Raw genomic sequence first — 21632 nt, 5'->3', positions numbered from 1 at the left:
GCCGTCCCGGACCAGCCGGGACCGCAGGCACGCTCAACCCTGCGCCGAATACCGGCGGTGGCACCCGTACTCCTGCCGTCGCACCTCCAGTAACCGATTCCGGCGGACTCCCAGCGGACCCTGGTGCATGGACAGGTGGCAACGTGGCGACCGAATCGACACCCATCTGTGTCGACGGCTGTGCATCCCGCAAATTTGGACGCTCAGGCTGGGTGAAGTGGGCCTGGCGTGTCGGATCGGGAGCAACAGGAGAAGCAGTTGGCATTCGCTCCCCGTTACCCGACGTGGCGTGGCTCGATGAAAAGGAACCCTGTCCCGTGCCCCTTGCGCGGTGCTCGGTCACCTCTGCGTATCGCGCGCCTTCGTCCGTTGGCGCAATCGCCTGCGGCGGTGGCGGAAACTTGGGTCGCTCCAACCCGTTCATTTGCGTCGACGCCTGCTCATACGCCTGGCCCAGCTTCCGCATCTGGGCCACCGCCTCCTGGCGGACCTTCTCCTTGTCCGCCTCCAGCGCCGCCAACTCCGACGCCGACTTACGGGCTATCGCCGACGCATCCGGATCATTGTGGGCAGAACGAGCCGCATCCAGATTCGCCTGCGCACTACCCGCATCACGAGGAATGGACGCCTGCGCCGACGCGATCGCGTTCGACGCATGACCCAGCCACGTCGCGGAACCCTCACTGAAGTCACCCAGACGCAACGTCGCGTTCGCCAGATCCGCGCTCCACGTCCGGAACGCGTCCGCCCCCGCCCCCTTCCACTCCACCCACTGAGGACGCACCTTCAAATCCTCCGCGATCGCACGGATCTCCTTGGCCGCCGCCGCAAGACGGTCAGCGGCGCCCCGCACCGTCCCACTGTTCGCCTGATCCAGCCACGCCAGCATCGCCTCGTGACTCATCCCCTCGAACGGCGTACCACCGCCCATCAGAACGCCCCTCCCGTATCGCCCGCCGACATTCCGGTCCGTACCCCGTCAAGGCGCCCGTGGCGGTCACGGCGGAGCAGTGCGTCGGACTCCAGCTGCTCCCCTTCGTCCCGCGCCACCTCAGTACCTCCTCGTACGGTCGTGGTGCTGCTGCTCCGGCCAGCCTGGCCCTGGTCCCCAACTGCCGCCGTATGGCATTTGGGCGGCGGCTCGACGGTTTCGGCGCGTGCGGAGGACGAACCAGAGGCCGAGGAGGGCGCCGACCAGCCCCAGGGCTCCGAGGCCCCACGGCAGCAGACGAGTTGGCTGGTTGCCCGCGGGCTTCTCCGCCGCCTTGGACGCGGCACGTCCCGGGGTCGGTTTCGCCGGCGCGGCCGACGCCCCGGACGCCGGGGGGTCCGGCAACGGGTACACGTCCGCCGGGCCCGGGTCGCCCGGATTCACCAGGGCCACGCGGGGGCGGACGATCCCGTACCCGATCGAATCGTTCCGCTTGGCCCCGTCCGTGGGACCACCGATCGTGTTCAACATGACCCGCAGAACCTGGTTGTTCGTCCACTCCGGATGCTTGGACCAAATCAGAGCGGCGGAGGCGGACGCGAGGGCGGTGGCGTCGCTGGTGCCGTGGGATGTGCATAGGCCGGTCTCACTTTTGCAGGCGTGCACCATGTCGTCACCGGGCGCAGCCACATCTACCTGGGGGCCGTACTCAGACTCCGACGTCTTGTGAAGGTCCTTGCCCACCGCCCCGACTCCGACGACACCCGGAGTGGCGGCTGGGTACTCAACCTCGTTGTCCACATTGGCGTAGTTGCCGACGGCTGCAAAGACCAACGATCCCTTGTCCAAGGCGTACTTTACGGCCGCCGTCAACATTGGAGAGCCTTCGGTGATCCCCGTTCCCAAGGAGATGTTGATGACCCGTGCGTGTTGGTCGGCCGCATAACGGATGGCCTGGGGAGCAATCGTGTTGAACTGCTTGTTTCCCTCGGCCTGGTTCGGGGCCTTGGTTGAATCGGGCATGCGGAGTGGCAGGATTTTCGTACCGGGGGCAAGGCCCAGAGCACCGTTTCCGCCATGCGCGGCTCCCGTCCCAGCGATCAACCCGGCCATGCTGGTCCCGTGGCCGTCATAGTCGTTGTGCGCGCCGCCCGACTGGTTCTGGGCGAAATCCTTGCCAGCCAGAACCTGCCCCGCCAGATCTTCATTGTCCGGATCCACGCCCGTGTCGATCACGGCAACAGTGATGCCTTTACCCGTGCTCGTACGCCACATCTCCTCCGCCTTCATGACGTCGAGATGCCACTGATCGTCGCGCGTCCGATTCGCCAGGGCAGGTGAAGCTGCGACGCCCACCAGCAGTAGGCCACAGAACGCCGATGTCGCAGCCGGCCCACACCTGCGCCGAACCTTGCTCGATGGCATGAGCTTCCCTCGCGCCTTCCTTGAACGCATCAGTCGATGACCGGCGGCACAACGCGAGGATCGTCCCGCAGCCACGTCTCATCGTCCTCAACGAGGTAACCGGGGCTACCCTCCCTCGCCTCGCGCCGCTCACGTCCCTTTTGAGGGCCCCGCGTCGCCCGTCCGCCATGGGTTCCGCCGCCAGCATTGCCAACGACCGGCCTCCCGCCGGAGACGCCTCCGCGTTCCGCGTCTGCGCCAGTGGATACAGAACGGGGACCGGCAGGCCGCCCCGACTGCTGCGCGCTTCCACCGCTCACCCCGCCGCGCGGAGGCATCGAACCACGCCCAGGCATCGCTCCCGGTCGGCCCGCTGCCTGACCCACCGGGCCTCCCCCCACGGCTGTCCTAGCCGCACCATGCCCGTTGGTGTCTTCCGCCCCGACGACGGTTCCCCTCGGGACGCTGCCATTTGGCCGGTTCGGGCTCGCTGGAACAGGGCGACCACCGACGATCCCGGGGCTGCTACCCGGTACGCGCGCGGCGCTCCCTTGCCTGGTCCGTGCCGGGGGGCCCTCTTCGGCGGTAACCCGTCCCGCGCCAAAGGGGCTTGTCGGCACGCTCAGTCCCCCGCCGAAAGCCGACGGCGGCAACCGCACTGCCGACGTCTCAGCCCCATGGGTCGCGCTCGGGCTCGGTCCGCTCCCCGGGGACGTCGGCGGCGGTGCTGTCTGTGGCAGCGTGGCCACCGAGTCGACGTCCAGCCGAGTCGGCTGTAGAGCACTCCCCAATGTGGGGTGCGCTGGCGAGGTGAGTTCCGAGTGCGTTCCCGGACTGGGACCTCCAGCAGCAGCATCGTGGACTTGAGCCGAATGCCTCGGGGAGTCGCCGCCGGACGATGAGCCTCCCTCAGCCGTACCCTCGGGGAACGCCCGCGTGCTTTCCGCATTGGACTTGCTCCCGATCACCGGCGCAATGGACGCCGGCGGTGGCGGAAACTTAGGTCGCTCCAACCCGTTCATCTGCGTCGACGCCTGCTCATACGCCTGGCCCAGCTTCCGCATCTGGGCCACCGCCTCCTGGCGGACCTTCTCCTTGTCCGCCTCCAGCGCCGCCAACTCCGACGCCGACTTACGGGCTATCGCCGACGCATCCGGATCATTGTGGGCAGAACGAGCCGCATCCAGATTCGCCTGCGCACTACCCGCATCACGAGGAATGGACGCCTGCGCCGACGCGATCGCGTTCGAGGCATGGCCCAGCCACGTCGCGGAACCCTCACTGAAGTCACCCAGACGCAGCGTCGCATTGGCCAGATCCGCGCTCCACGTCCGGAACGCGTCCGCCCCCGCCCCCTTCCACTCCACCCACTGAGGACGGACCTTCAAATCCTCCGCGATCGCACGGATCTCCTTGGCCGCCGCCGCAAGACGGTCAGCGGCGCCCCGCACCGTGCCGCTGTTCGCCTGGTCCAGCCACGCCAGCATCGCCTCGTGACTCATCCCCTCGAACGGCGTACCACCGCCCATCAGAACGCCCCTCCCGTGTCGCCGCCCGACGACTTCGGATCGCTCTTCGGCTTCGACTGCTCGGGGTGGTAGTCGCCCCCGTAGTGCTTCTTCGTTTCGACGCTGATCGCTGCCATCCGCTTGCGGACGTCCGCGTCGATGTTCTGGTAGCCCTGGTGCGAGGCGAGGACCGCGATGCCCATGCCCTCGATGGAGTCCGACAGCAGGCGGGACAGGGTTTCCAGCTCGGTGATCACTGTTGCGTACGAAGTGAACAGGCCGGCGGCCTCCGTCCACGCGCCCTCGCCGCCGCCGAACTGCTCGCGCACGAGGCGTTCTTGGCCGACCTTGCTCGGGTCGGCGGGCGAGCCCTTGAGGTTGCGGATCAGCTCGTCGACGCGTCGCTGGAACGTCGTGAAAGACGACAGTTCCGTGACCATGTCGTTCGCGGCCGCCTGCGCCACGCCGAGCACGTCGAAGGCCCAGGGCGGCGACTGTGACGCGCCCTTGTCCTTGTTTGATGCCATGACCATCTCCCCCGTACACCCCGTGCAAACCCCTGATCGCAGCGCAACTCTAACCAGGGCCCTTGCGGTTCACAGTTGGACCGTCGCTGAGAGCGACTGGAACTGGCCATCGGGGGAGCACAATGGGCGCGGAGCGGGCCTATTTGGCGGTCTTCAGCGTTATGCCGCCGTTGTCTGTTGTCAGGTTCAGGCGGTGGCCGGCGGCGGGGTCGTCCCGTATACCGAGGTGCTTGCTGCCGTTCTGGGTCTGGGCCACTACGTGGTACGGGGCGGGCGGGGCGGTCACGGTGATGCTGCCGTTGGCGGTCTGGGCCGTGACGTCCTGCGCGGTGTCGGGGGCGAGGGTGACCGAGCCGTTGGAGGCGTGCGCCGTGACCTTCTCGCCCTTGAGGCGCTTCGCTTCGATCGAGCCATTGGTGGTGCGCAGGTCGACCGGGCCTGTCGCGCCGTTCACCACGATCCGGCCGTCGGTGGCGGACACCTTCACCGCGCCGACCGTCGAGAAGTTCAGACCGCCCGCCGTGGTGGAGCCGGTGACCGGGATGCCGGCGGGGACGTCGACCGTGTAGTCCACCGAGCAGTGGCCCGGGCAGCCTCCGAGCACCAGGACGTTGTTCTCCACGCGGTATGTCGGGGTATCCGGCTTGGACTTGTCCCGGTAGGTGACCTCACGGTGCACCGTCGCGGCGGTCAGGTGCTGTTTGCCGCGGACCCGGAAGCCGTCCGACTTTCCCTCGATACGGACCGCGGTGACCGCGGTCTTGACGGTCGCGTCGTCCTTGAACGTCTTGTTCTCCATCGGCCCGCACGCGCCGAGCGCGCCCACCGCGAACACGGTGAGGGCCGCGGCCGCGCACGCGCGGGCCCGCCACCGGGAGGTGGAGGACTGGGCAGCAGCCGGCTTGGTGGTGGTGCTGGTGGTGGTGGACTCGGTGGTGGACTGGGTGGTGCTCATCGACTCTCCTGCGCGGACGCCCGTCGGGGCGGCCCCCGTGCCGGCCCCTCTGCCCGTCAAGCATGCCCGCCCCCCGTACCCCCGCACCATGGGGCCAGCACCCCTGCCGAAGTTCGGTTTCCCGTACCCCGGGCTCCGTGCCCCCGGGCTTCCCGCCCCCGGCCCCACCTGAAACGGCCGAGGGCGGCACCCCCGTGCTGGGAGTGCCGCCCTCGGCGTACAACGTGCGGCAGTGAACTGCCTGGAGCTACCGATCCGTTGGGATCAGAAGTCCATGTCACCGCCCGGCATGCCGCCCGGGGCACCGCCGGCGGCGGCCTTCTCCGGCTTGTCGGCGATGACGGCCTCGGTGGTGAGGAAGAGCGCCGCGATGGAGGCGGCGTTCTGGAGCGCGGAGCGCGTGACCTTCGCCGGGTCGATGATGCCCTCGGCGATCATGTCGACGTACTCACCGGTCGCGGCGTTCAGGCCGTGGCCGACGGGCAGGTTGCGCACCTTCTCGACGATGACGCCACCCTCGAGACCACCGTTGACGGCGATCTGCTTGAGCGGGGCCTCCAGGGCCAGCTTCACGGCCTTGGCGCCGGTCGCCTCGTCGCCCTCGAGCTCCAGCTTCTCGAACACCGCGGAGGCCTGGAGCAGGGCCACGCCACCACCGGCGACGATGCCCTCCTCGACGGCCGCCTTCGCGTTGCGAACGGCGTCCTCGATGCGGTGCTTGCGCTCCTTGAGCTCGACCTCGGTGGCCGCGCCCGCCTTGATGACGGCCACGCCGCCGGCGAGCTTGGCGAGGCGCTCCTGGAGCTTCTCGCGGTCGTAGTCCGAGTCGCTGTTCTCGATCTCGGCGCGGATCTGGTTGACGCGGCCCTGGACCTGGTCGCTGTCACCGGAGCCGTCGACGATGGTCGTCTCGTCCTTGGTGATGACGACCTTGCGGGCGCGGCCGAGCAGGTCGAGACCGGCGTTCTCCAGCTTGAGGCCGACCTCCTCGGAGATGACGGTGCCGCCCGTGAGGATGGCGATGTCACCGAGCATGGCCTTGCGGCGGTCGCCGAAGCCCGGGGCCTTGACGGCGACGGACTTGAAGGTGCCGCGGATCTTGTTGACGACCAGGGTCGACAGGGCCTCGCCCTCGACGTCCTCGGCGATGATCAGCAGGGGCTTGCCCGACTGCATGACCTTCTCGAGGAGCGGCAGCAGGTCCTTGACCGAGCTGATCTTCGAGTTGACGATCAGGATGTACGGGTCGTCGAGCGACGCCTCCATACGCTCCATGTCGGTGGCGAAGTACGCCGAGATGTAGCCCTTGTCGAAGCGCATGCCCTCGGTGAGCTCAAGCTCGAGCCCGAAGGTCTGCGACTCCTCGACGGTGATGACGCCTTCCTTGCCGACCTTGTCCATCGCCTCGGCGATGAGCTCGCCGATCTGGGTGTCGGCGGCGGAGATGGAGGCCGTCGAAGCGATCTGCTCCTTGGTCTCCACGTCCTTGGCCTGCTCCAGGAGGGCGGCGGAGACGGCCTCGACGGCCTTCTCGATGCCGCGCTTCAGGGCCATCGGGTTGGCGCCGGCGGCCACGTTGCGCAGACCCTCGCGCACCAGGGCCTGGGCGAGGACGGTCGCGGTGGTCGTTCCGTCACCGGCGACGTCGTCCGTCTTCTTGGCGACTTCCTTGACCAGCTCGGCGCCGATCTTCTCGTACGGGTCCTCGAGCTCGATCTCCTTGGCGATGGAAACACCATCGTTGGTGATCGTGGGGGCGCCCCACTTCTTCTCGAGGACGACGTTGCGGCCCTTGGGGCCGAGGGTGACCTTGACGGCGTCGGCGAGCTGGTTCATCCCGCGCTCGAGACCGCGCCGTGCCTCCTCGTCGAACGCGATGATCTTGGCCATGTGAAGTGGTCCTCCCGGACAGGGGTGGCGTTCTTCGTGGACCGTGTCGGTGCCCGCGACGGACGGCCTGCATCCCTTGTGGTTCCTTGCCCCACTCGGGTTGCGGGCCTCACTGACCCGATCCAAGTTCTGTCACTCTCACTGGGAGAGTGCTAAGCCCAATGATTAGCACTCGGCACCTGCGAGTGCAAGCGAGTCTCTTGAACCGGGGGGCGCCGCTTGCCGGGGTTGGCCGGTCCTCCGGGGTTGGGTGGGGGCTCTGCCCCCACGCCCCCGGCGCGTCTTCAGGCGCGGCCCGCCTGCGCAGTTCCCCGCGCCCCTGGCGTGCCGTTGCCCTGCGGGCCGTGCTCGCTTCTCGCGCAGTTCCCCGCGCCCCTGACTCCCGCTCACGCCTGCGGGCCGTGCCCGCCTCCCGCGCGGTTCCCCGCACCCCCCAAACCCGCTCACACCTGCGGGCCGTGCCCGCCTCCCGCGCAGTTCCCCGCACCCCTGAAGGGCTCGGTGGCGGGGAATGCGTGAAGGGGGCCGCCCGGTGGGTGGTCCCCTTCATGCGTTTGTGCGTCGGTGGCCGATCGCGTCTCTATCAGACGGCGAGCTTGACCATGTCCGCCTGCGGACCCTTCTGGCCCTGCGAGATCTCGAACTCGACTCGCTGACCTTCTTCAAGGGTGCGGTAACCGTCCATCTGGATCGCGCTGTAGTGGACGAAAACATCCGCACCACCGTCGACCGCGATGAAGCCGTACCCCTTCTCCGCGTTGAACCACTTGACGGTGCCCTGAGCCATGCCTAACTCCCCTATTACTGGCCCTTGCACGGGGCCGCACTTCGCGGACCCGGGTCAGACCTGCACCCTCCGACAGGAGAGGGTGTGCGCCGGAACGCGTCGACCGCGGCTGAATGTATCTGCCCAACTGCCCTCTGCAACAGGTCAATCGGACGAGAATTCCGGGCACGCATGGGGAGCGGAATGCCATTTATTCTGCATTCCGGGGCAAGTCGGGCCGGGCAAAGCGCACTTAAGGCGCAAATGGCTCACACACTTTGACCCCATGTTGTCGCGTTCTCATATGCGCGTGGCACTCGGAGCGAGGGGGTTTCCCCAACTGTACCCCGCTCAATCATGTTGAATTGCCCCCTCCGCTTCTCGTGCGGAGGGGGCAATTCCGAAAGTGGTGGGCGCGGTTCAGCCGCCGGCGACCGCGGGGATGATCGAGACGCCCGCGCCGTCCGGCGTCGCCGTCTCCAGGCCCTGCTCGAAGCGGACGTCATCGTCGTTGACGTACACGTTGACGAAGCGGCGCAGCTTGCCCTGGTCGTCCAGGACGCGCGCGGCGATCCCGGTGTGGTTCTTCTCCAGGTCGGCGATGACGTCGGCCAGGGTCGTCCCCTCGGCCGTGACCTCGGCCTTGCCGCCGGTGTAGGTGCGCAGGATCGTGGGGATGCGGACGTTCACGCTCATGGTTCGGTGCTCCTAGTCGATCAGGATCGGCGGTGGCTCAGCGCGCGAGGCCCGCGTCGCGGAAGGCGTCCAGGCTCGGGCGGATGGTGGCGGTCGCCTGGGAGGTGGCGGCCACCGCGTCCAGGGTCTTGAGTCCGTCACCGGTGTTGAGCACGACCGTGGTGAGCGAGGGGTCGATGAGACCGGCGTCGATGAGCTTCTTCGTGACGCCGACCGTCACACCGCCCGCGGTCTCCGCGAAGATGCCCTCGGTGCGGGCGAGGAGCTTGATGGCGTCGACGATCTGTTCGTCGTTCACGTCCTCCACCGCACCGCCCGTGCGGCGCGCGATGTCCAGGACGTAGGGGCCGTCCGCCGGGTTGCCGATGGCGAGCGACTTGGCGATGGTGTCGGGCTTCTGGGGGCGTACGACGTCGTGTCCGGCCTTGAAGGCGGTCGACACCGGCGAGCAGCCCTCGGCCTGGGCGCCGAAGATCTTGTACGGCTTGTCCTCGACCAGGCCGAGCTTGATCAGCTCCTGGAGCCCCTTGTCGATCTTGGTGAGCTGGGAGCCCGAGGCGATCGGGATGACCAGCTGGTCGGGGAGGCGCCAGCCCAGCTGTTCGCAGATCTCGTACGCCAGCGTCTTGGAACCCTCGCCGTAGTACGGACGCAGATTGACGTTGACGAAGCCCCAGCCCTCGCCGAGCGGGTCGCCGATGAGCTCGGAGCAGAAGCGGTTCACGTCGTCGTAGTTGCCCTCGATGCCGACGAGCTCGCCGCCGTACACCGCGGCCATGACGACCTTGCCCTGTTCCAGGTCGTGCGGGATGAACACGCAGGAGCGGAAGCCGGCCCGCGCGGCGGCGGCGCCGACCGCTCCGGCGAGGTTTCCGGTGGAGGAGCAGGAGAGCGTGGTGAAGCCGAAGGCGCGGGCGGCCTCGAGGGCCTGGGCGACGACGCGGTCCTTGAAGGAGTGCGTCGGATTGCCGGAGTCGTCCTTGACGAACAGCTTGCCGGGCTCGACGCCCAGCTCGCGCGCCAGGTTGTCGGCCTTGACGAGCTTGGTGAAGCCGGGATTCAGGTTCGGCTTGTCGGCGACGTCGGCCGGGACCGGCAGCAGCGGGGCGTAGCGCCAGATGTTCTCGGGGCCCGCCTCGATCCGCTCGCGCAGCGCCTCGGGGTCGCCGAGCGGCAGGTCATAGGCGACTTCGAGCGGTCCGAAACACAGTTCGCAGGCGAAAATCGGGCCAAGTTCGAAACGCTGGCCGCACTCGCGGCAGGAGAGGCCGGATGCCGGGCCGAGATCAACGGGGGTGCCGGACGCGTTCTCGGCGGAGGTACCGCTCTCGGCGGAGGTGCGGGTTTCAGCGGTCTGTACAGACATGGAGGGGAGGCCCTTTCTCCTCATCTTCCTCAGGGCGAACTTCGCCATGAGACGGATTTGGCACCTTCCCTAGCCGGTGGCCCCGTGTCCTGACCGACGTGTGAACGTGGTCGACGAGAACCGACTGGAGGGTTGCCGGGGCTTCAACGGGCCGTTTCCCTCTGCCCCTCTGGATGAGCGGTATTCGATTGTCGGCGTGGGGACCCCGGCATGCGGTGGTCCCTCGCGTTGTTCAAGACTGTAACCGAAGCTCCGGACGGTTGAGATAGTCGTCCGAACCGCGAGATGGATCACACGAGGAGGCCGACGGCCGTGCTGGAAGAGGTGGAACGCTGGCTGAGCAGGCGTTCCTGGTCGACGGCCGAGCGGCCGCTGGAGCGGATGCTGGCCGCGAAACACCGTACGGGTACGACCGTCAGCGTGGTGCTGCCCGCGCTCGACGAGGAGGCCACGGTCGGTGAGATCGTGGCCACGATCCGGCGCGAGCTGATGACCGCCTCCGTGCCGCTCGTCGACGAGCTGGTCGTGGTCGACTCCGGCTCCCGCGACCGTACGGCCGAGGTCGCGGCCGCCGCCGGCGCCCGGGTCGTCCACCGCGACACGATCCTGCCGAGGCTGCCCGCGCTGCCCGGCAAGGGCGAGGTGCTGTGGCGCTCGCTGCTCGTGACCAGCGGGGACGTGGTCTGCTTCGTCGACGCCGACCTCAAGGACTTCGACGCCGCGTTCGTCTCCGGCATCGTCGGGCCGCTCCTGACCGACCCGGAGGTGGACTTCGTCAAGGCCATGTACGACCGGCCGCTCGGTGCGACGGCCGGCCAGGGCGGCCGGGTCACCGAGCTCGTGGCGCGTCCCCTGCTCAACCTCCACTGGCCCCAACTGGCCGGCGTGGTACAGCCGTTGGGCGGTGAGTACGCGGCCAGGCGCTCGCTCCTGGAACGGCTGCCGTTCCCCGTCGGGTACGGCGTCGAGCTCGCGCTGCTCGTGGACGCGCTGCACACGGTGGGTCTTGACGCGCTGGCCCAGGTCGACGTGGGCGTACGCAAGCACCGTCACCAGGACGGGCAGGCGCTCGGCCGGATGGCTGCCGCGATCTACCGCACCGCCCAGCTGCGGCTGTCCCGCGGCCACCTCGTACGCCCCGAGCTGACCCAGTTCGAGCGCGGCGACCATGGTTTCGTGCCGCGCACGTACGCGGTGGACACCGAGGAGCGGCCGCCGATGCGGGAGATCGAGGAGTACCAGGTGCACCGGGCGGCGTGAGGGCCCGGTGCGGGGGGCGTGAACGCCCGGCGCGGGAGGTGCGAAGGCCCGGCGCGGGGGGCGCGAGGAGGGCTGGGGAGCGCCAGGGGGTGAAACGGGGAGAAAGGGGTGGCCTGATTCCGTCCACGGGGTCGGGCGTACGGGTGTTTGAGGTATTGCGGTGCGGGCTAGGTTCCGCAACATGGTCACCGCGCACACATCTCCCCCGGCCCAGGTCCTCGTCGCGTCCAACCGCGGCCCCGTCTCGTACGCCCTCAAGGAGGACGGCTCCCTGGAGTCCAGGCGGGGCGGGGGCGGCGTCGTCTCCGGGCTCAGCGCGATCGGCTCCGACGTGGAGTCGGTGTGGGTGTGCGCGGCGCTCGGCGAGGGCGACCGCGAGGCGGTGCGGCGGGGCGTGGGTGAGCAGGGCGTCCGGATGCTGGACATCGACGCGGACGTCTTCGCGGACGCGTACAACGGCATCGCGAACTCGGTGCTGTGGTTCGTCCAGCACATGCTGTACCAGACGCCGCTCGAGCCGGTCTTCGACGCGGAGTTCCGGCGGCAGTGGGCGTCCTACGAGACGTACAACCGGGCCTTCGCCGAGGCGCTGGCGGCGGAGGCGGCGGACGGGGCGCGCGTCCTGGTGCAGGACTACCACCTGGCGCTGGTGCCCGGCATGCTCCGCGAACTCCGTCCCGATCTCCGCATCGGGCACTTCTCGCACACGCCGTGGGCGCCGGTGGACTACTTCCGGATGCTCCCCGACGACATCGCGCGCCGGCTGCTGCGCGGGATGCTCGGGGCGGACCGGCTCGGCTTCCTCACCTGGCGGTGGGCGTCCGCATTCACGGACTCCGTCGTGGTCACCCTCGAGGGCGAGGCGGACCTGATCACTCCGGCCGGTGACGGGCGGCGCCGCTTCCGGCACGGCGCGCCCGGGCAGCCGGTGCGCGAGACGGACATCGCGGTGTACCCGCTGGGCGCGGACGGCGACTTTCTGCGCCGGCGCGCGCACGAGGCGGACGTCGAGGAGCGGATCGTCGCGCTGCGCGAGCAGATCGGGCCCGGCCGCAAGACGATCGTGCGGGTCGACCGCACCGAGCTGTCCAAGAACATCGTGCGGGGGCTGTACGCCTACCGGCATCTGCTGGAGACCCGGCCCGAGTGGCGCGAACGGGTCGTGCACGTGGCGTTCGCCTACCCCTCGCGGCAGGACCTCGCGGTGTACCGGGACTACACGGCGAAGGTCGCCCGGGTGGCCGAGGAGATCAACTCGGCGTACGGGACGCCGGGTTGGACCCCGGTCGTGCTGCACGTCCAGGACGACTTCGCCCGCTCCCTCGCGGCGTACCGGATCGCGGACGTCGCCCTGGTCAACCCCGTGCGCGACGGCATGAACCTGGTCGCCAAGGAGGTGCCGGTGGTGTCCGACGCGGGGTGCGCGCTGGTGCTTTCGCGGGAGGCGGGGGCGTACGAGGAGCTGGGCGAGGACGCGATCGTCGTGAACCCGTACGACGTGACGGGGACGGCGGACGCGTTGCACGCGGGGCTGTCCATGGGGGAGGGGGAGCGGGCGGAGCGGACGAAGCGGTTGGCTGTGGCGGGGACGGGGTTGGTGCCGCGGCGGTGGTTCTTGGAGCAGTTGGAGGGGTTGGGGTAGGGGGTTTTCCCACCCGCCCGCCCGTGCGGCGGGGTTGGGTGGGCTGAGCCCTGGGGCTGCGCCCCGACCCCGGGGGTTTGCAGGCGCCCGGCCGAAAGGTGCCGGGCCTGCCACTGGGGCTGCGCCCCGGACCCCGGGGGTTTGCCCACCCGCCCGCCCGTGCGGCGGGGTTGGGTGGGCTGAGCCCTGGGGCTGCGCCCCAGACCCCCTGAGGGGCGCTGCCCCTCGGACCCCGGCGGGGGCTTCGCCCCCTGCACCCCCAGGGGGCGAGGCCCTGGACCCCCAGGAGGCAGGGTTCTGGCCTCCCAGGAGGGAGGGCCCTGGTACCTCCAGGAGGCAGGGCCCTGGTACCTCCAGGAGGCAGGGCCCCGGGCCCCCAGGGGGTGGACCCTGGACCCCCAGGGGGTAGGACCCTGGCCCCCTGGACCCCCAGGGGGTAGGACCCTGGCCCCCTGGACCTCCGAGGGCGTGTTCCCGGGCCCCCGAGGGGGGCGCCTCCCGCTGACTACATGTGCGTGGCCAGGGCCTTGAGGAAGGCCGTTACCGACTCGGGGCCGTTCAGGCGGAGGTCTGCTCGGTCGGACAGGTCCTCTATGACCGTGTCCGCGGCCACCAGGAGGCCCGGCGTGCCGTCCGAGCGGAGTTTTTCCACGGCGGCGAACGCGGGCAGGTCGCCCAGGTCGTCGCCCGCGTACAGGATCGACTCCGCGCCCACCTCGCGTACATACGCTGCCAGCGCCACGCCCTTGTCCATGCCGGGGGGCCTCAACTCCAGGACCATCCGGCCGGGTTCGAGGACGAGGCCGTGACGGGTCGCGAGGTCGGCGAGGGGTTCGCGCAGGGCCTCGTAGGCGGCCTCGGGGTCGCGCGCCCTGCGGGTGTGGACCGCGACGGCCTGGCCCTTCTCCTCGATCCAGGTGCCGCGCCAGGCGCCGTGCGTCTCCAGGACTCCGGGGAGTTCCGCGCGGGCGGCGGCGACGCCGGGGTGGGGAGCGGGGGTGTGGACGGTGCCGGTGACGGCGTCCCAGCGTTCGGCGCCGTAGTGGCCGAGGACCACCAGGTGCTCAAGGCCTGGTACACCCGCGAAGCCTCCGTAGCGGACCGCGACCCCGGCCGGGCGGCCGGTGACCACGGCGACGGATGCCACATGCGGGGCCAGTGCGGCCAGGGCCGGCACGGCGTCGGGGTGGGCTCTGGCCTGCTCGGGGTCGGCGACGATCTGGGCGAGCGTGCCGTCGAAATCGAGCGCGACGACAGCGCGGCCGGGCCTCGCGAGGATGGCGGCAAGCCCCTCGCGGCCGGACTGGGTGGCGGGGGTCGGCAGGGTTTCCGGTTGGCTTCCCATGCGCTTGACCTTATAGGGGCCGGGGCGAGCGGGGGCGGGGGGCACGTATGGCGCAACGGCGCGTGGGTCAGCGACGGTCGCGGTGTGCCGCGCGCAGGCGGCGCAGACGGTTGACCGTGACGGGGTCGTGAGCGAGGGCGCGGGGGTCGTCGAGGAGGGTGTTGAGCAGCTGGTAGTAGCGGGTGGGGGACATCCCGAGCTCTTCGCGGATGGCCCGTTCCTTGGCGCCGGGGGTGGGCCAGGAGCGGGATTCCATGTGGAGGGTGGCGCGGGAGCGGGGGTCCAGGGGGGTGCGGGTGCGGGCGTTCAGGGGGGTGGGAGTGGGGGCGTCCAGGGTGGGGTTGGCTTCGGTGTTCGGCGGGGTGGGGCTGGTCCTGGCGGCCCCGGTGTTCGGCGGGGTGGGGGTGGCCTCGGCTGCGGTGTTCGGCGGGGTGGGGGTGGCCTCGGCTGCGGTGTTCGGCGGGGTGGGGCTGGCCTCGGCTGCGGTGTTCGGCGGGGTGGGGGCGGCCTCGGCCCCGGTGTTCGGCGGGGTGGTCATGGACTCGGTGTCCGGCGGGGTCCGGGTGGTCCCGGTGTCCGGCGGGGTGGGGGTGGCATCGGTGTCCGGCGGGGCGGGGCGGGTCCCGGCGCGCTGCGGAGTGGGGGCAGTCCCGCTGTCCTGCGGACCGGGGGTGGTCCTGGCCCCGGTGTCCTGCGCGGGGGTGTGCGCGAGGTCTTCCTGCGCGCCGGGCGCGGGGCTGTGCGGGGTCGTGTCGTCCGGAATGACGGTTCGGGTCACGTCCGCAGCGGCGGCCGGGGTTGTGCCGTCCGGGATGGCGGGCCGGGTCACGTCCGCAGCGGCGGCCAGGGGCGAGCCATCCGGGATCGCGGACCGCGTCCCATCCGCAGCAGCGGCCAGAGGCGAGCTATCCGGGATCGCGGGCCGCGTCGCATCCGCAGCAGCGGCCAGAGGCGAGCCATCCGGAATGGCGGCCCGAGTCGCATCCGCAGCAGCGGCCAAGGGCGAGCCATCCGGGATCGCGGGCCGGGTCACGTCCTCGGCGGTGGCCGGGGCGGGGTTTCGGGCCGGGCCCAGCGCGTTCGCCGGGGTGGCGCCGGGGGCGCTGGCCGGGGGGGCGGTTCTGGGCTCTTCGGTCATGTGGTCCACGGTAGCTTCCCCTCCCGTTCCTACCCCCTCCCCCGAACCCTCCGGGGTGGGATGGGGGTGCGGCGCGCTGGGGGCACGATCAGCCATCTACCCGTTGCACGTGACGTGGTACTCGTTTCCGGCGGGATCGCGGAACTCGCCCGGCTCCCGGTCGGGATGAGCCACCTCCAGGCGCAGCCTGTTCCGTGCCGCCTTCGGCGCCGCAGGCGGCCCCATCACCAGCGCGACCGCGCTCGTGGGGCTCCGACGCAGCCGGACGCCCCACTCGTGGGACTCGGCCGCGTGCCAGTCGGCCTCGGACTGCCAGAAGGCCGACTGCGCGAAGCGGTCCTCCTCGGCGACGTCGAGGCAGATCGCGACCAGGCCGGAGTCGGCCAGCACGCCGGGGTGGCCGGGACGCAATACGCAGAACTCGTTTCCCTCCGGATCGGCCAGCACGTCCCATGGGACATCTCCCTGGCCGATGTCGGCCCGCGTCGCACCGAGTGTGCGCAGGCGCGCCACCTCGTCCTGCCAGTTCGGGCCGCCGGCCAGGTCGAGGTGGAGTCGGTTCTTGTGGGCCGGCTTCTGCCTCGCGGTCGGCTCGAACCGCAGGCGCAGGCCGCCGGTGCGGCCCTGTGTGGCGTCCAGCCAGAAGCGCTCCATGCGCGGGACATCCACCGCGTCGATCACGACCCCGGTCAGCATTTCTGGCCCCCCAGCCGTCGAACCCGTCGAACCCGTCGATGCGCGTTGGCGCTGCCGCTGCCGGAGCGAGGGCGTGCGGGCTCGCGCCCCTGACATCGCCTTCGGCCTCGGACCGTGCGTGGGGCTGGTCGCGCAGTTCCCCGCGCCCCCAAAATACGCCGCCGACCCCGACCGAACGCCATTCCCGCACAGCTGCCCGCGCCCCTGGCACCGTCCTCAACCCCGGACCGTGCGTGGCTGGTCGCGCAGTTCCCCGCGCCCCCCAAAAAACCAGCGGCCGTCCCGAACGGGGCGCGGTTGCCTGCCGCACGCTCCCCGCACCCGGGAAGAGCGCCGGGCCCGTGGCGGAGCCCAGGGGACGGGGACCCGCCCCGCCGCACGGGCAACCCGGGAACCCGCCCCCAGGGTCAGGGGCCCTACGCATCCGCCCCGCCGCACGGGTGGGCCGGGCGGGCAAACCCCCAGGACCGGGGACCAACCCATACACCCGCCGCACGGGCGGCCGGGCAGGCAACCCTCCGGGGTTGGGCGTCAACCCATCCACCCGGCCACACGGGAGGCCGGGCACGCAAGCCTCCAGGACCGGGGACCAACCCATCCACCCCGCCGCACGGACGGGCGGGCAAACCCCCAGGGTCGAGGGCCACCCCACCCAACCCCGCCGCACGGGCGGGCGGGTGGGCAAACCCCCCACCCCCCACCTACCTACTCCGCATTGTCCGCATCCGTAGCCACCTTCGCGATGTCCTGCAACACCGCCCTCGGCGAACCCCCCGGCATCAGCGCCGTGCCGATCTTCTTCTTGACCGTTTCGCTCACCTTCGGCCACGACGTCTTGCCCACGGGCGGCAGCTCCGACGTGGGCAGCGCGGCCAGGAACGGCTTGAGTTCCTTGTGGCCTGCGTCGGCCGCCATCGCCGTGGACCCCGACACCGTGGACGGCAGCAGGTCGTACTGGTCGGCGAACTTGAGCACGTTGGCGTCGGAGAACGTGAAGTCCAGGAACTTCCCGATCTGCGCCCGGTGCCCGCCCTGCTTGAAGCCCATGATCCAGTCGGCGACACCCATCGTCGCCTTGGCCTGCCCGTTCTGGCCGGGCAACGGAACCATGCCGAACTTGATGCCCTTCTTCTTGGCCGCCTCCATCAGGGAGGGGTGGCCGTTGAGCATGCCCACCTCACCCTTGGCGAACGCGTCGAAAGCGTCCTGCCGGTTGAGCTTGCCGGGTGCGACCGGGCCGGTCAGCTCGGTGTCGACCAGGTTGGCCTTCAGCCACTCGAAGGTCTGGATGTTCTCGGGCGAGTCGATGTCGTAGCCGTCGACGGTGTTGGTGTAGCCGCCGTTGCCGCTGAGCATCCACATCATGGTCTCGGCCTGCGCCTCCTCACTGCCCAGCGGCAGCGCGAAGGGGGTCTTCACCCCCTTGGCCTTGAGCGCCTTGGCGTCGGACGCGAGCTCCGCCCAGGTGGTGGGCGGCTTGATGTGCGCCTCGTCGAACAGCGTCTGGTTGTAGAAGAGCAGGCGCGTGGAGGCCACGAACGGCATGCCGTACTGGACGCGTCGCACGTTGCCCGCGTCGGCCAGCGGGGCCAGGAAGTTGGCCTCGACGGGGATGGAGAGCAGCTGGTCGGCGCTGTAGAGCTTGCCGGTCGCCGCGTAGTCGGAGTACGCGCCGATCTGCGCGATGTCGGGGGCGTGGCCGGCCTTGACCATCTCGGCGACCTTGGCGTCCACCACGTCCCAGGAGAAGATCTGGACGTCGACCTTGATGCCCGGGTTCTTCTTCTCGAACTCCGCGACCACGTTGTGCCAGTACGTCTTCGTCGTGTTGCCGCCGGCTATGTCGTAGTCGGCGGCCACCAGCTTGAGGGTGACGTCACCGGACCCGCTCTGGCCGCCGCACCCCGAGAGCACTGCCGTCATACCGAATGCGGCAACCGCCGCGGTCAAGCCCAAGAAGCGCCTGCGCACGCGCTATCCCACCCTCGTTGGTGATCCTCGCGGATCCAGTCGGTCCCCCGTGACGTCCTGTTTGTGAGCTGCGATTTTTCCTCATACGGGGGGATGAGGTCTACACCAGTCGCATATCGCTTCCGCAACGCCCGGTGCAAGGGTACATTGGGAAACTTTGGGCACGGAAAGCGCTTTCTACCTCATCCGGCGAGTGGACTAGACCTTTAGTGGGTGTTGGCGCGAGACTGGGTACCGTGAGACACGTCATCGCCCTGGATGTGGGCGGCACCGGGATGAAAGCCGCCCTGGTCGGGGCGGAAACCGCGCTGCCCGGGGGACAACCCCCCGGCCCTCCCCCGCTCCTGTACGAGGCGCGCAGGGCCACCGGCAGGGAGCGCGGGCCCGACGCTGTTGTCGAGTCGATCCTCGACTTCGCCGGTGAACTGCTGGCGTACGGCGAGCGCCACTTCGGCGAGAGCGCCGTCGCGGCCGGCGTCGCCGTACCCGGCATCGTGGACGCCGAGCACGGCATCGCCACGTACGCGGCCAATCTCGGCTGGCGCGATGTGCCCATGCGCCGGCTGCTCAGCGAGCGGCTGCGCGGCGTGCCGGTCGCGCTCGGCCATGACGTACGCACCGGCGGTCTCGCCGAGGGCCGCATCGGCGCGGGCAACGGCACCGACCGCTTCCTGTTCGTGCCGCTGGGCACCGGGATCGCGGGCGCCATCGGCATCGACGGCCGCGTCGAGCCGGGCGCGCACGGTTTCGCCGGGGAGATCGGCCACATCGTCGTACGCCCCGGCGGCGTCGAGTGCCCCTGCGGACAGCGGGGCTGTCTGGAACGGCTGGCCTCCGCCTCCGCGGTGTCGCTGGCCTGGGCCGAGGCGAGCGGCGACCCGGAGGCGGACGCCGCCGACTGTGCCAAGGCCGTCGAATCCGGCGATGCCCGCGCGCTCGCCGTGTGGCACGAGGCGATCGACGCGCTCGCGGACGGCCTGGTCACCGCGCTCACCCTGCTCGACCCCCGAGTGCTGATCATCGGTGGCGGACTCGCCGAAGCCGGGGAAACCTTGTTCGTACCGCTGCGGGCCGCCGTCCAGGAGCGGGTGACGTTCCAGAAGCTGCCCGAGATCGTTCCGGCGGCCCTCGGGGACACCGCCGGATGTCTGGGCGCGGGCCTGCTCGCCTGGGACCTGGTCACCGGGACCTCGCACGCCACGACCACGCACGCCACCGAGACGGCCAAGGCAGCCAAGCCAACGAAGACCACTCGGACCACCAACCCCACAGAGTCCCCCGCCTCCGGCCCCAGCCACTCCAACCGCTCCGACCACTCCGGCCACCCCAACCACCCCGACCACCCCGACCACCCCCACTCCAGTGAGGTATCCGCCTGATGGCCGCATCGCTAGTTCTCTCGGGCGCCCGTGTCGTCCTCCCGACCGGGGTCGTCGAGAACGGACGCGTGGTCATCGACGGCACCACCATCTCCGGAGCGGCCCCCGCCGACGCGCCCGCGCTCGACCTGTCGGGCCACTGGATCGTGCCGGGCTTCGTCGACACGCACAACCACGGCGGCGGCGGTGCCTCCTTCACCAACGGCAGCGTCGAGGACGTCCTCAAAGGCGTGCGCACCCACCGCCTGCACGGCACCACCACCGTGGTCGCCTCCACGGTGACCGGCGAGATGGACGCGCTCGCCCAGCGCGCCGGCCTGCTGTCCGAGCTGGTCGAGCAGGGCGACCTGGCCGGCATCCACTTCGAGGGCCCGTTCATCTCGCCCTGCCGCAAGGGCGCCCACAGCGAGAGCCTGCTGCGCGATCCCGACCCGGCCGAGGTGCGCAAGCTGCTGGACGCCGCGCGCGGCACCGCGAAGATGGTCACGCTCGCCACCGAGCTGCCCGGCGGCCTCGACTCCGTACGCCTGCTGGCCGAGCACGGCGTCATCGCCGCGATCGGCCACACCGACGCCTCGTACGAGCAGACGGTGGAGGCCATCGAGGCGGGCGCCACCGTCGCCACCCACCTCTTCAACGCGATGCCCCCGCTCGGCCACCGCGAGCCGGGTCCGATCGCGGCGCTCCTGGAGGACGAGCGGGTCACCGTCGAGCTGATCAACGACGGTACGCATCTGCACCCCGCCGCCCTCGAACTGGCCTTCCGGCACAAGGGCGCCGCCCGTGTCGCGTTCATCACCGACGCCATGGACGCGGCCGGGTTCGGCGACGGGCTCTACCACCTGGGCCCGCTGGAGGTCGAGGTCAAACAGGGGGTGGCGCGCCTGGTGGAGGGCGGCTCCATCGCGGGCTCCACGCTCACCCTGGACCGCGCCTTCCAGCGGTCGGTGACGGTCGACGGCCTGAGCGTCGAGGACACCGTGCGGGCGATCTCCGCCAACCCGGCCCGGCTGCTCGGCCTCGACGACAAGGTCGGCTCGCTCGAACCCGGCAAGGACGCCGACCTGGTGGTCCTGGACGGCGACTTCGCGGTCAAGGGCGTTCTGCGCAAGGGCAGTTGGGTCGTCGAGCCCTCGCGCGCCTGAGAGCAGCCGGCTTCTCACGCGGCCGGCGGCGGGTTCGGGTCTGGGCCTGCCGCCGTCCGTTTGGCATGATCACCCCGTGATTGTGACCGTCACGCTGAACACCGCACTGGACCTCACCTACCGCGTGCCCGCTCTCGTACCGCACGCGAGCCACCGCGTGGAGGAGGTCACCGAGCGCCCCGGCGGCAAGGGCCTCAACGTCGCCCGGGTGCTCGCCGCGCTCGGCCACGAGACCGTGGTGACGGGCTTCGCGGGCGGCCCGAGCGGCGAGGTGCTGCGCGCGCTGCTCGGCGAGCTCGCGCCCCTCGACGCGCTCGTGCCCATCGCGGGCGCCACCCGCCGCACGATCGCCGTCGTCGACGCGGCCACCGGCGACACGACCCAGCTCAACGAGCCGGGCCCGCTCATCTCGCCCGCCGAGTGGGACGCGTTCTTGACCACGTACACGCGGCTGCTCGACGGGGCCGACGCGGTCGCTTTGTGCGGGAGTCTGCCGCCGGGGCTGCCCGTGGGGACGTACGCCCAGCTGGTGCGCCAGGCCCGGGGCGCGAAGGTGCCGGTGCTGCTCGACACCAGTGGCGAGGCCCTGCGGCGCGGCATCGCCGCCCGGCCCGACCTGGTCAAGCCCAACGCCGACGAACTGGCCCAGCTCACCGGGTCGCGCGAGCCGCTGCGGGCGACCCGTGACGCGCGCAGGCGCGGGGCCCACACTGTGGTCGCCTCGCTCGGCGCTCAGGGTCTGCTCGCCGCCTCGCCCGAAGGCCTGTGGCAGGCGGCCCCGCCGGCCGTGGTGCGCGGCAACCCGACGGGAGCGGGCGACTCGGCGGTGGCGGGACTGCTGTCGGGCCTGGTGGAGGGCCTTGACTGGCCCGGGCGGCTGCGGCGCGCGGTGGCCCTGTCGGCGGCGACCGTCCTCGCGCCCGCTGCGGGCGAGTTCGACGCGGAGGCGTACGAGAAGACGCTCGGCTCGGTGCGCGTGAGCGAACTCGCGCACTGAGCCGGCGGGGTCATGC

Annotated in this window: 16 protein-coding genes and 1 riboswitch; of the genes, 5 read left to right on the top strand and 11 right to left on the bottom strand. The window is 70.7% G+C overall.

Annotated features, from left to right (window positions below):
- Nucleotides 1-1051 precede the first annotated feature (1051 nt).
- The 7 genes from mycP to thrC all read right to left on the bottom strand — a co-directional run bounded on the left by mycP (nt 1052) and on the right by thrC (nt 10043).
- A complete protein-coding gene (gene mycP, locus ABR738_RS22705) occupies nt 1052-2287 on the bottom strand; it encodes a type VII secretion-associated serine protease mycosin (protein WP_350231811.1) in 1236 nt (411 codons plus the stop codon).
- A 1576-nt stretch (nt 2288-3863) separates the two neighbouring features.
- The gene (locus ABR738_RS22700) at nt 3864-4370 is read right to left on the bottom strand and encodes a DUF2563 family protein (RefSeq protein ID WP_350231810.1); all 507 of its coding nucleotides are present in this window, start codon (nt 4368-4370) and stop codon (nt 3864-3866) included.
- Between the two features lie 139 nt (nt 4371-4509).
- Nucleotides 4510-5325 carry a DUF4097 family beta strand repeat-containing protein gene (locus ABR738_RS22695; protein ID WP_350231809.1) on the bottom strand — a complete coding sequence of 272 codons (816 nt, stop codon included), beginning with the start codon at nt 5323-5325 and terminating at the stop codon, nt 4510-4512.
- Nucleotides 5326-5589: 264 nt separating this feature from the next.
- The gene (groL, locus tag ABR738_RS22690; RefSeq protein ID WP_350231808.1) at nt 5590-7215 is read right to left on the bottom strand and encodes a chaperonin GroEL; all 1626 of its coding nucleotides are present in this window, start codon (nt 7213-7215) and stop codon (nt 5590-5592) included.
- 583 nt (nt 7216-7798) lie between these two features.
- A complete protein-coding gene (locus tag ABR738_RS22685; protein WP_005315736.1) occupies nt 7799-8002 on the bottom strand; it encodes a cold-shock protein in 204 nt (67 codons plus the stop codon).
- Nucleotides 8003-8401: 399 nt separating this feature from the next.
- On the bottom strand, nt 8402-8677 hold the full coding sequence (locus ABR738_RS22680; RefSeq protein WP_350231807.1) for a ubiquitin-like small modifier protein 1: 276 nt from the start codon (nt 8675-8677) through the stop codon (nt 8402-8404).
- Between the two features lie 37 nt (nt 8678-8714).
- The gene (thrC, locus tag ABR738_RS22675; protein ID WP_350231806.1) at nt 8715-10043 is read right to left on the bottom strand and encodes a threonine synthase; all 1329 of its coding nucleotides are present in this window, start codon (nt 10041-10043) and stop codon (nt 8715-8717) included.
- A 17-nt stretch (nt 10044-10060) separates the two neighbouring features.
- Nucleotides 10061-10223, bottom strand: a riboswitch (SAM riboswitch).
- A gap of 132 nt (nt 10224-10355) precedes the next feature.
- Between thrC and ABR738_RS22670 the strand changes: the two genes are divergently transcribed.
- Nucleotides 10356-11303 (top strand): glucosyl-3-phosphoglycerate synthase, encoded by a 948-nt coding sequence (locus ABR738_RS22670; protein ID WP_350231805.1) that lies wholly within the window; start codon nt 10356-10358, stop codon nt 11301-11303.
- A 181-nt stretch (nt 11304-11484) separates the two neighbouring features.
- A complete protein-coding gene (locus ABR738_RS22665) occupies nt 11485-12945 on the top strand; it encodes an alpha,alpha-trehalose-phosphate synthase (UDP-forming) (protein ID WP_350231804.1) in 1461 nt (486 codons plus the stop codon).
- A 505-nt stretch (nt 12946-13450) separates the two neighbouring features.
- Here the strand turns inward: ABR738_RS22665 and otsB are convergent.
- The 4 genes from otsB to ABR738_RS22645 form a co-directional block, all read right to left on the bottom strand.
- Nucleotides 13451-14290: a trehalose-phosphatase gene (otsB, locus tag ABR738_RS22660; protein WP_350231803.1), complete on the bottom strand. Its 840-nt coding sequence runs from the start codon at nt 14288-14290 to the stop codon at nt 13451-13453.
- A gap of 67 nt (nt 14291-14357) precedes the next feature.
- Entirely contained in the window at nt 14358-14600 is a 243-nt protein-coding gene (locus ABR738_RS22655) for a DUF3263 domain-containing protein (RefSeq protein ID WP_502964237.1), read from the bottom strand.
- A 924-nt stretch (nt 14601-15524) separates the two neighbouring features.
- A complete protein-coding gene (locus ABR738_RS22650; RefSeq protein ID WP_350231802.1) occupies nt 15525-16124 on the bottom strand; it encodes a VOC family protein in 600 nt (199 codons plus the stop codon).
- Between the two features lie 705 nt (nt 16125-16829).
- Nucleotides 16830-18047 (bottom strand): extracellular solute-binding protein, encoded by a 1218-nt coding sequence (locus tag ABR738_RS22645; protein WP_350231801.1) that lies wholly within the window; start codon nt 18045-18047, stop codon nt 16830-16832.
- 284 nt (nt 18048-18331) lie between these two features.
- Between ABR738_RS22645 and ABR738_RS22640 the strand changes: the two genes are divergently transcribed.
- The 3 genes from ABR738_RS22640 (at nt 18332) to ABR738_RS22630 (ending at nt 21616) form a co-directional block, all read left to right on the top strand.
- Nucleotides 18332-19474, top strand: coding sequence for an ROK family protein (locus tag ABR738_RS22640; protein ID WP_350231800.1), 1143 nt, complete (start codon nt 18332-18334; stop codon nt 19472-19474).
- Nucleotides 19474-20619 (top strand): N-acetylglucosamine-6-phosphate deacetylase, encoded by a 1146-nt coding sequence (nagA, locus tag ABR738_RS22635; RefSeq protein ID WP_350231799.1) that lies wholly within the window; start codon nt 19474-19476, stop codon nt 20617-20619. Before ABR738_RS22640 ends, nagA begins: the two co-directional genes overlap by 1 nt.
- Nucleotides 20620-20695: 76 nt before the next feature.
- Nucleotides 20696-21616, top strand: a complete 921-nt coding sequence (locus tag ABR738_RS22630) for a 1-phosphofructokinase family hexose kinase (RefSeq protein WP_350231798.1) — start codon at nt 20696-20698, stop codon at nt 21614-21616.
- Nucleotides 21617-21632 lie beyond the last annotated feature (16 nt).

This window comes from Streptomyces sp. Edi4 (assembly GCF_040253615.1).
GTDB lineage: Bacteria > Actinomycetota > Actinomycetes > Streptomycetales > Streptomycetaceae > Streptomyces.
This window is presented reverse-complemented; position numbering and strand designations above follow the sequence as displayed.

What these genes read in the sequence shown, in the direction of transcription:
- ABR738_RS22700 (WP_350231810.1), bottom strand. Translation starts at nt 4,370, where the DNA reads ATGGCATCAAACAAGGACAAGGGCGCGTCACAGTCGCCGCCCTGGGCC.
- ABR738_RS22695 (WP_350231809.1), bottom strand. Translation starts at nt 5,325, where the DNA reads ATGAGCACCACCCAGTCCACCACCGAGTCCACCACCACCAGCACCACC.
- groL (WP_350231808.1), bottom strand. Translation starts at nt 7,215, where the DNA reads ATGGCCAAGATCATCGCGTTCGACGAGGAGGCACGGCGCGGTCTCGAG.
- ABR738_RS22685 (WP_005315736.1), bottom strand. Translation starts at nt 8,002, where the DNA reads ATGGCTCAGGGCACCGTCAAGTGGTTCAACGCGGAGAAGGGGTACGGC.
- ABR738_RS22680 (WP_350231807.1), bottom strand. Translation starts at nt 8,677, where the DNA reads ATGAGCGTGAACGTCCGCATCCCCACGATCCTGCGCACCTACACCGGC.
- thrC (WP_350231806.1), bottom strand. Translation starts at nt 10,043, where the DNA reads ATGTCTGTACAGACCGCTGAAACCCGCACCTCCGCCGAGAGCGGTACC.
- ABR738_RS22665 (WP_350231804.1), top strand. Translation starts at nt 11,485, where the DNA reads ATGGTCACCGCGCACACATCTCCCCCGGCCCAGGTCCTCGTCGCGTCC.
- otsB (WP_350231803.1), bottom strand. Translation starts at nt 14,290, where the DNA reads ATGGGAAGCCAACCGGAAACCCTGCCGACCCCCGCCACCCAGTCCGGC.
- ABR738_RS22650 (WP_350231802.1), bottom strand. Translation starts at nt 16,124, where the DNA reads ATGCTGACCGGGGTCGTGATCGACGCGGTGGATGTCCCGCGCATGGAG.
- ABR738_RS22645 (WP_350231801.1), bottom strand. Translation starts at nt 18,047, where the DNA reads ATGACGGCAGTGCTCTCGGGGTGCGGCGGCCAGAGCGGGTCCGGTGAC.
- nagA (WP_350231799.1), top strand. Translation starts at nt 19,474, where the DNA reads ATGGCCGCATCGCTAGTTCTCTCGGGCGCCCGTGTCGTCCTCCCGACC.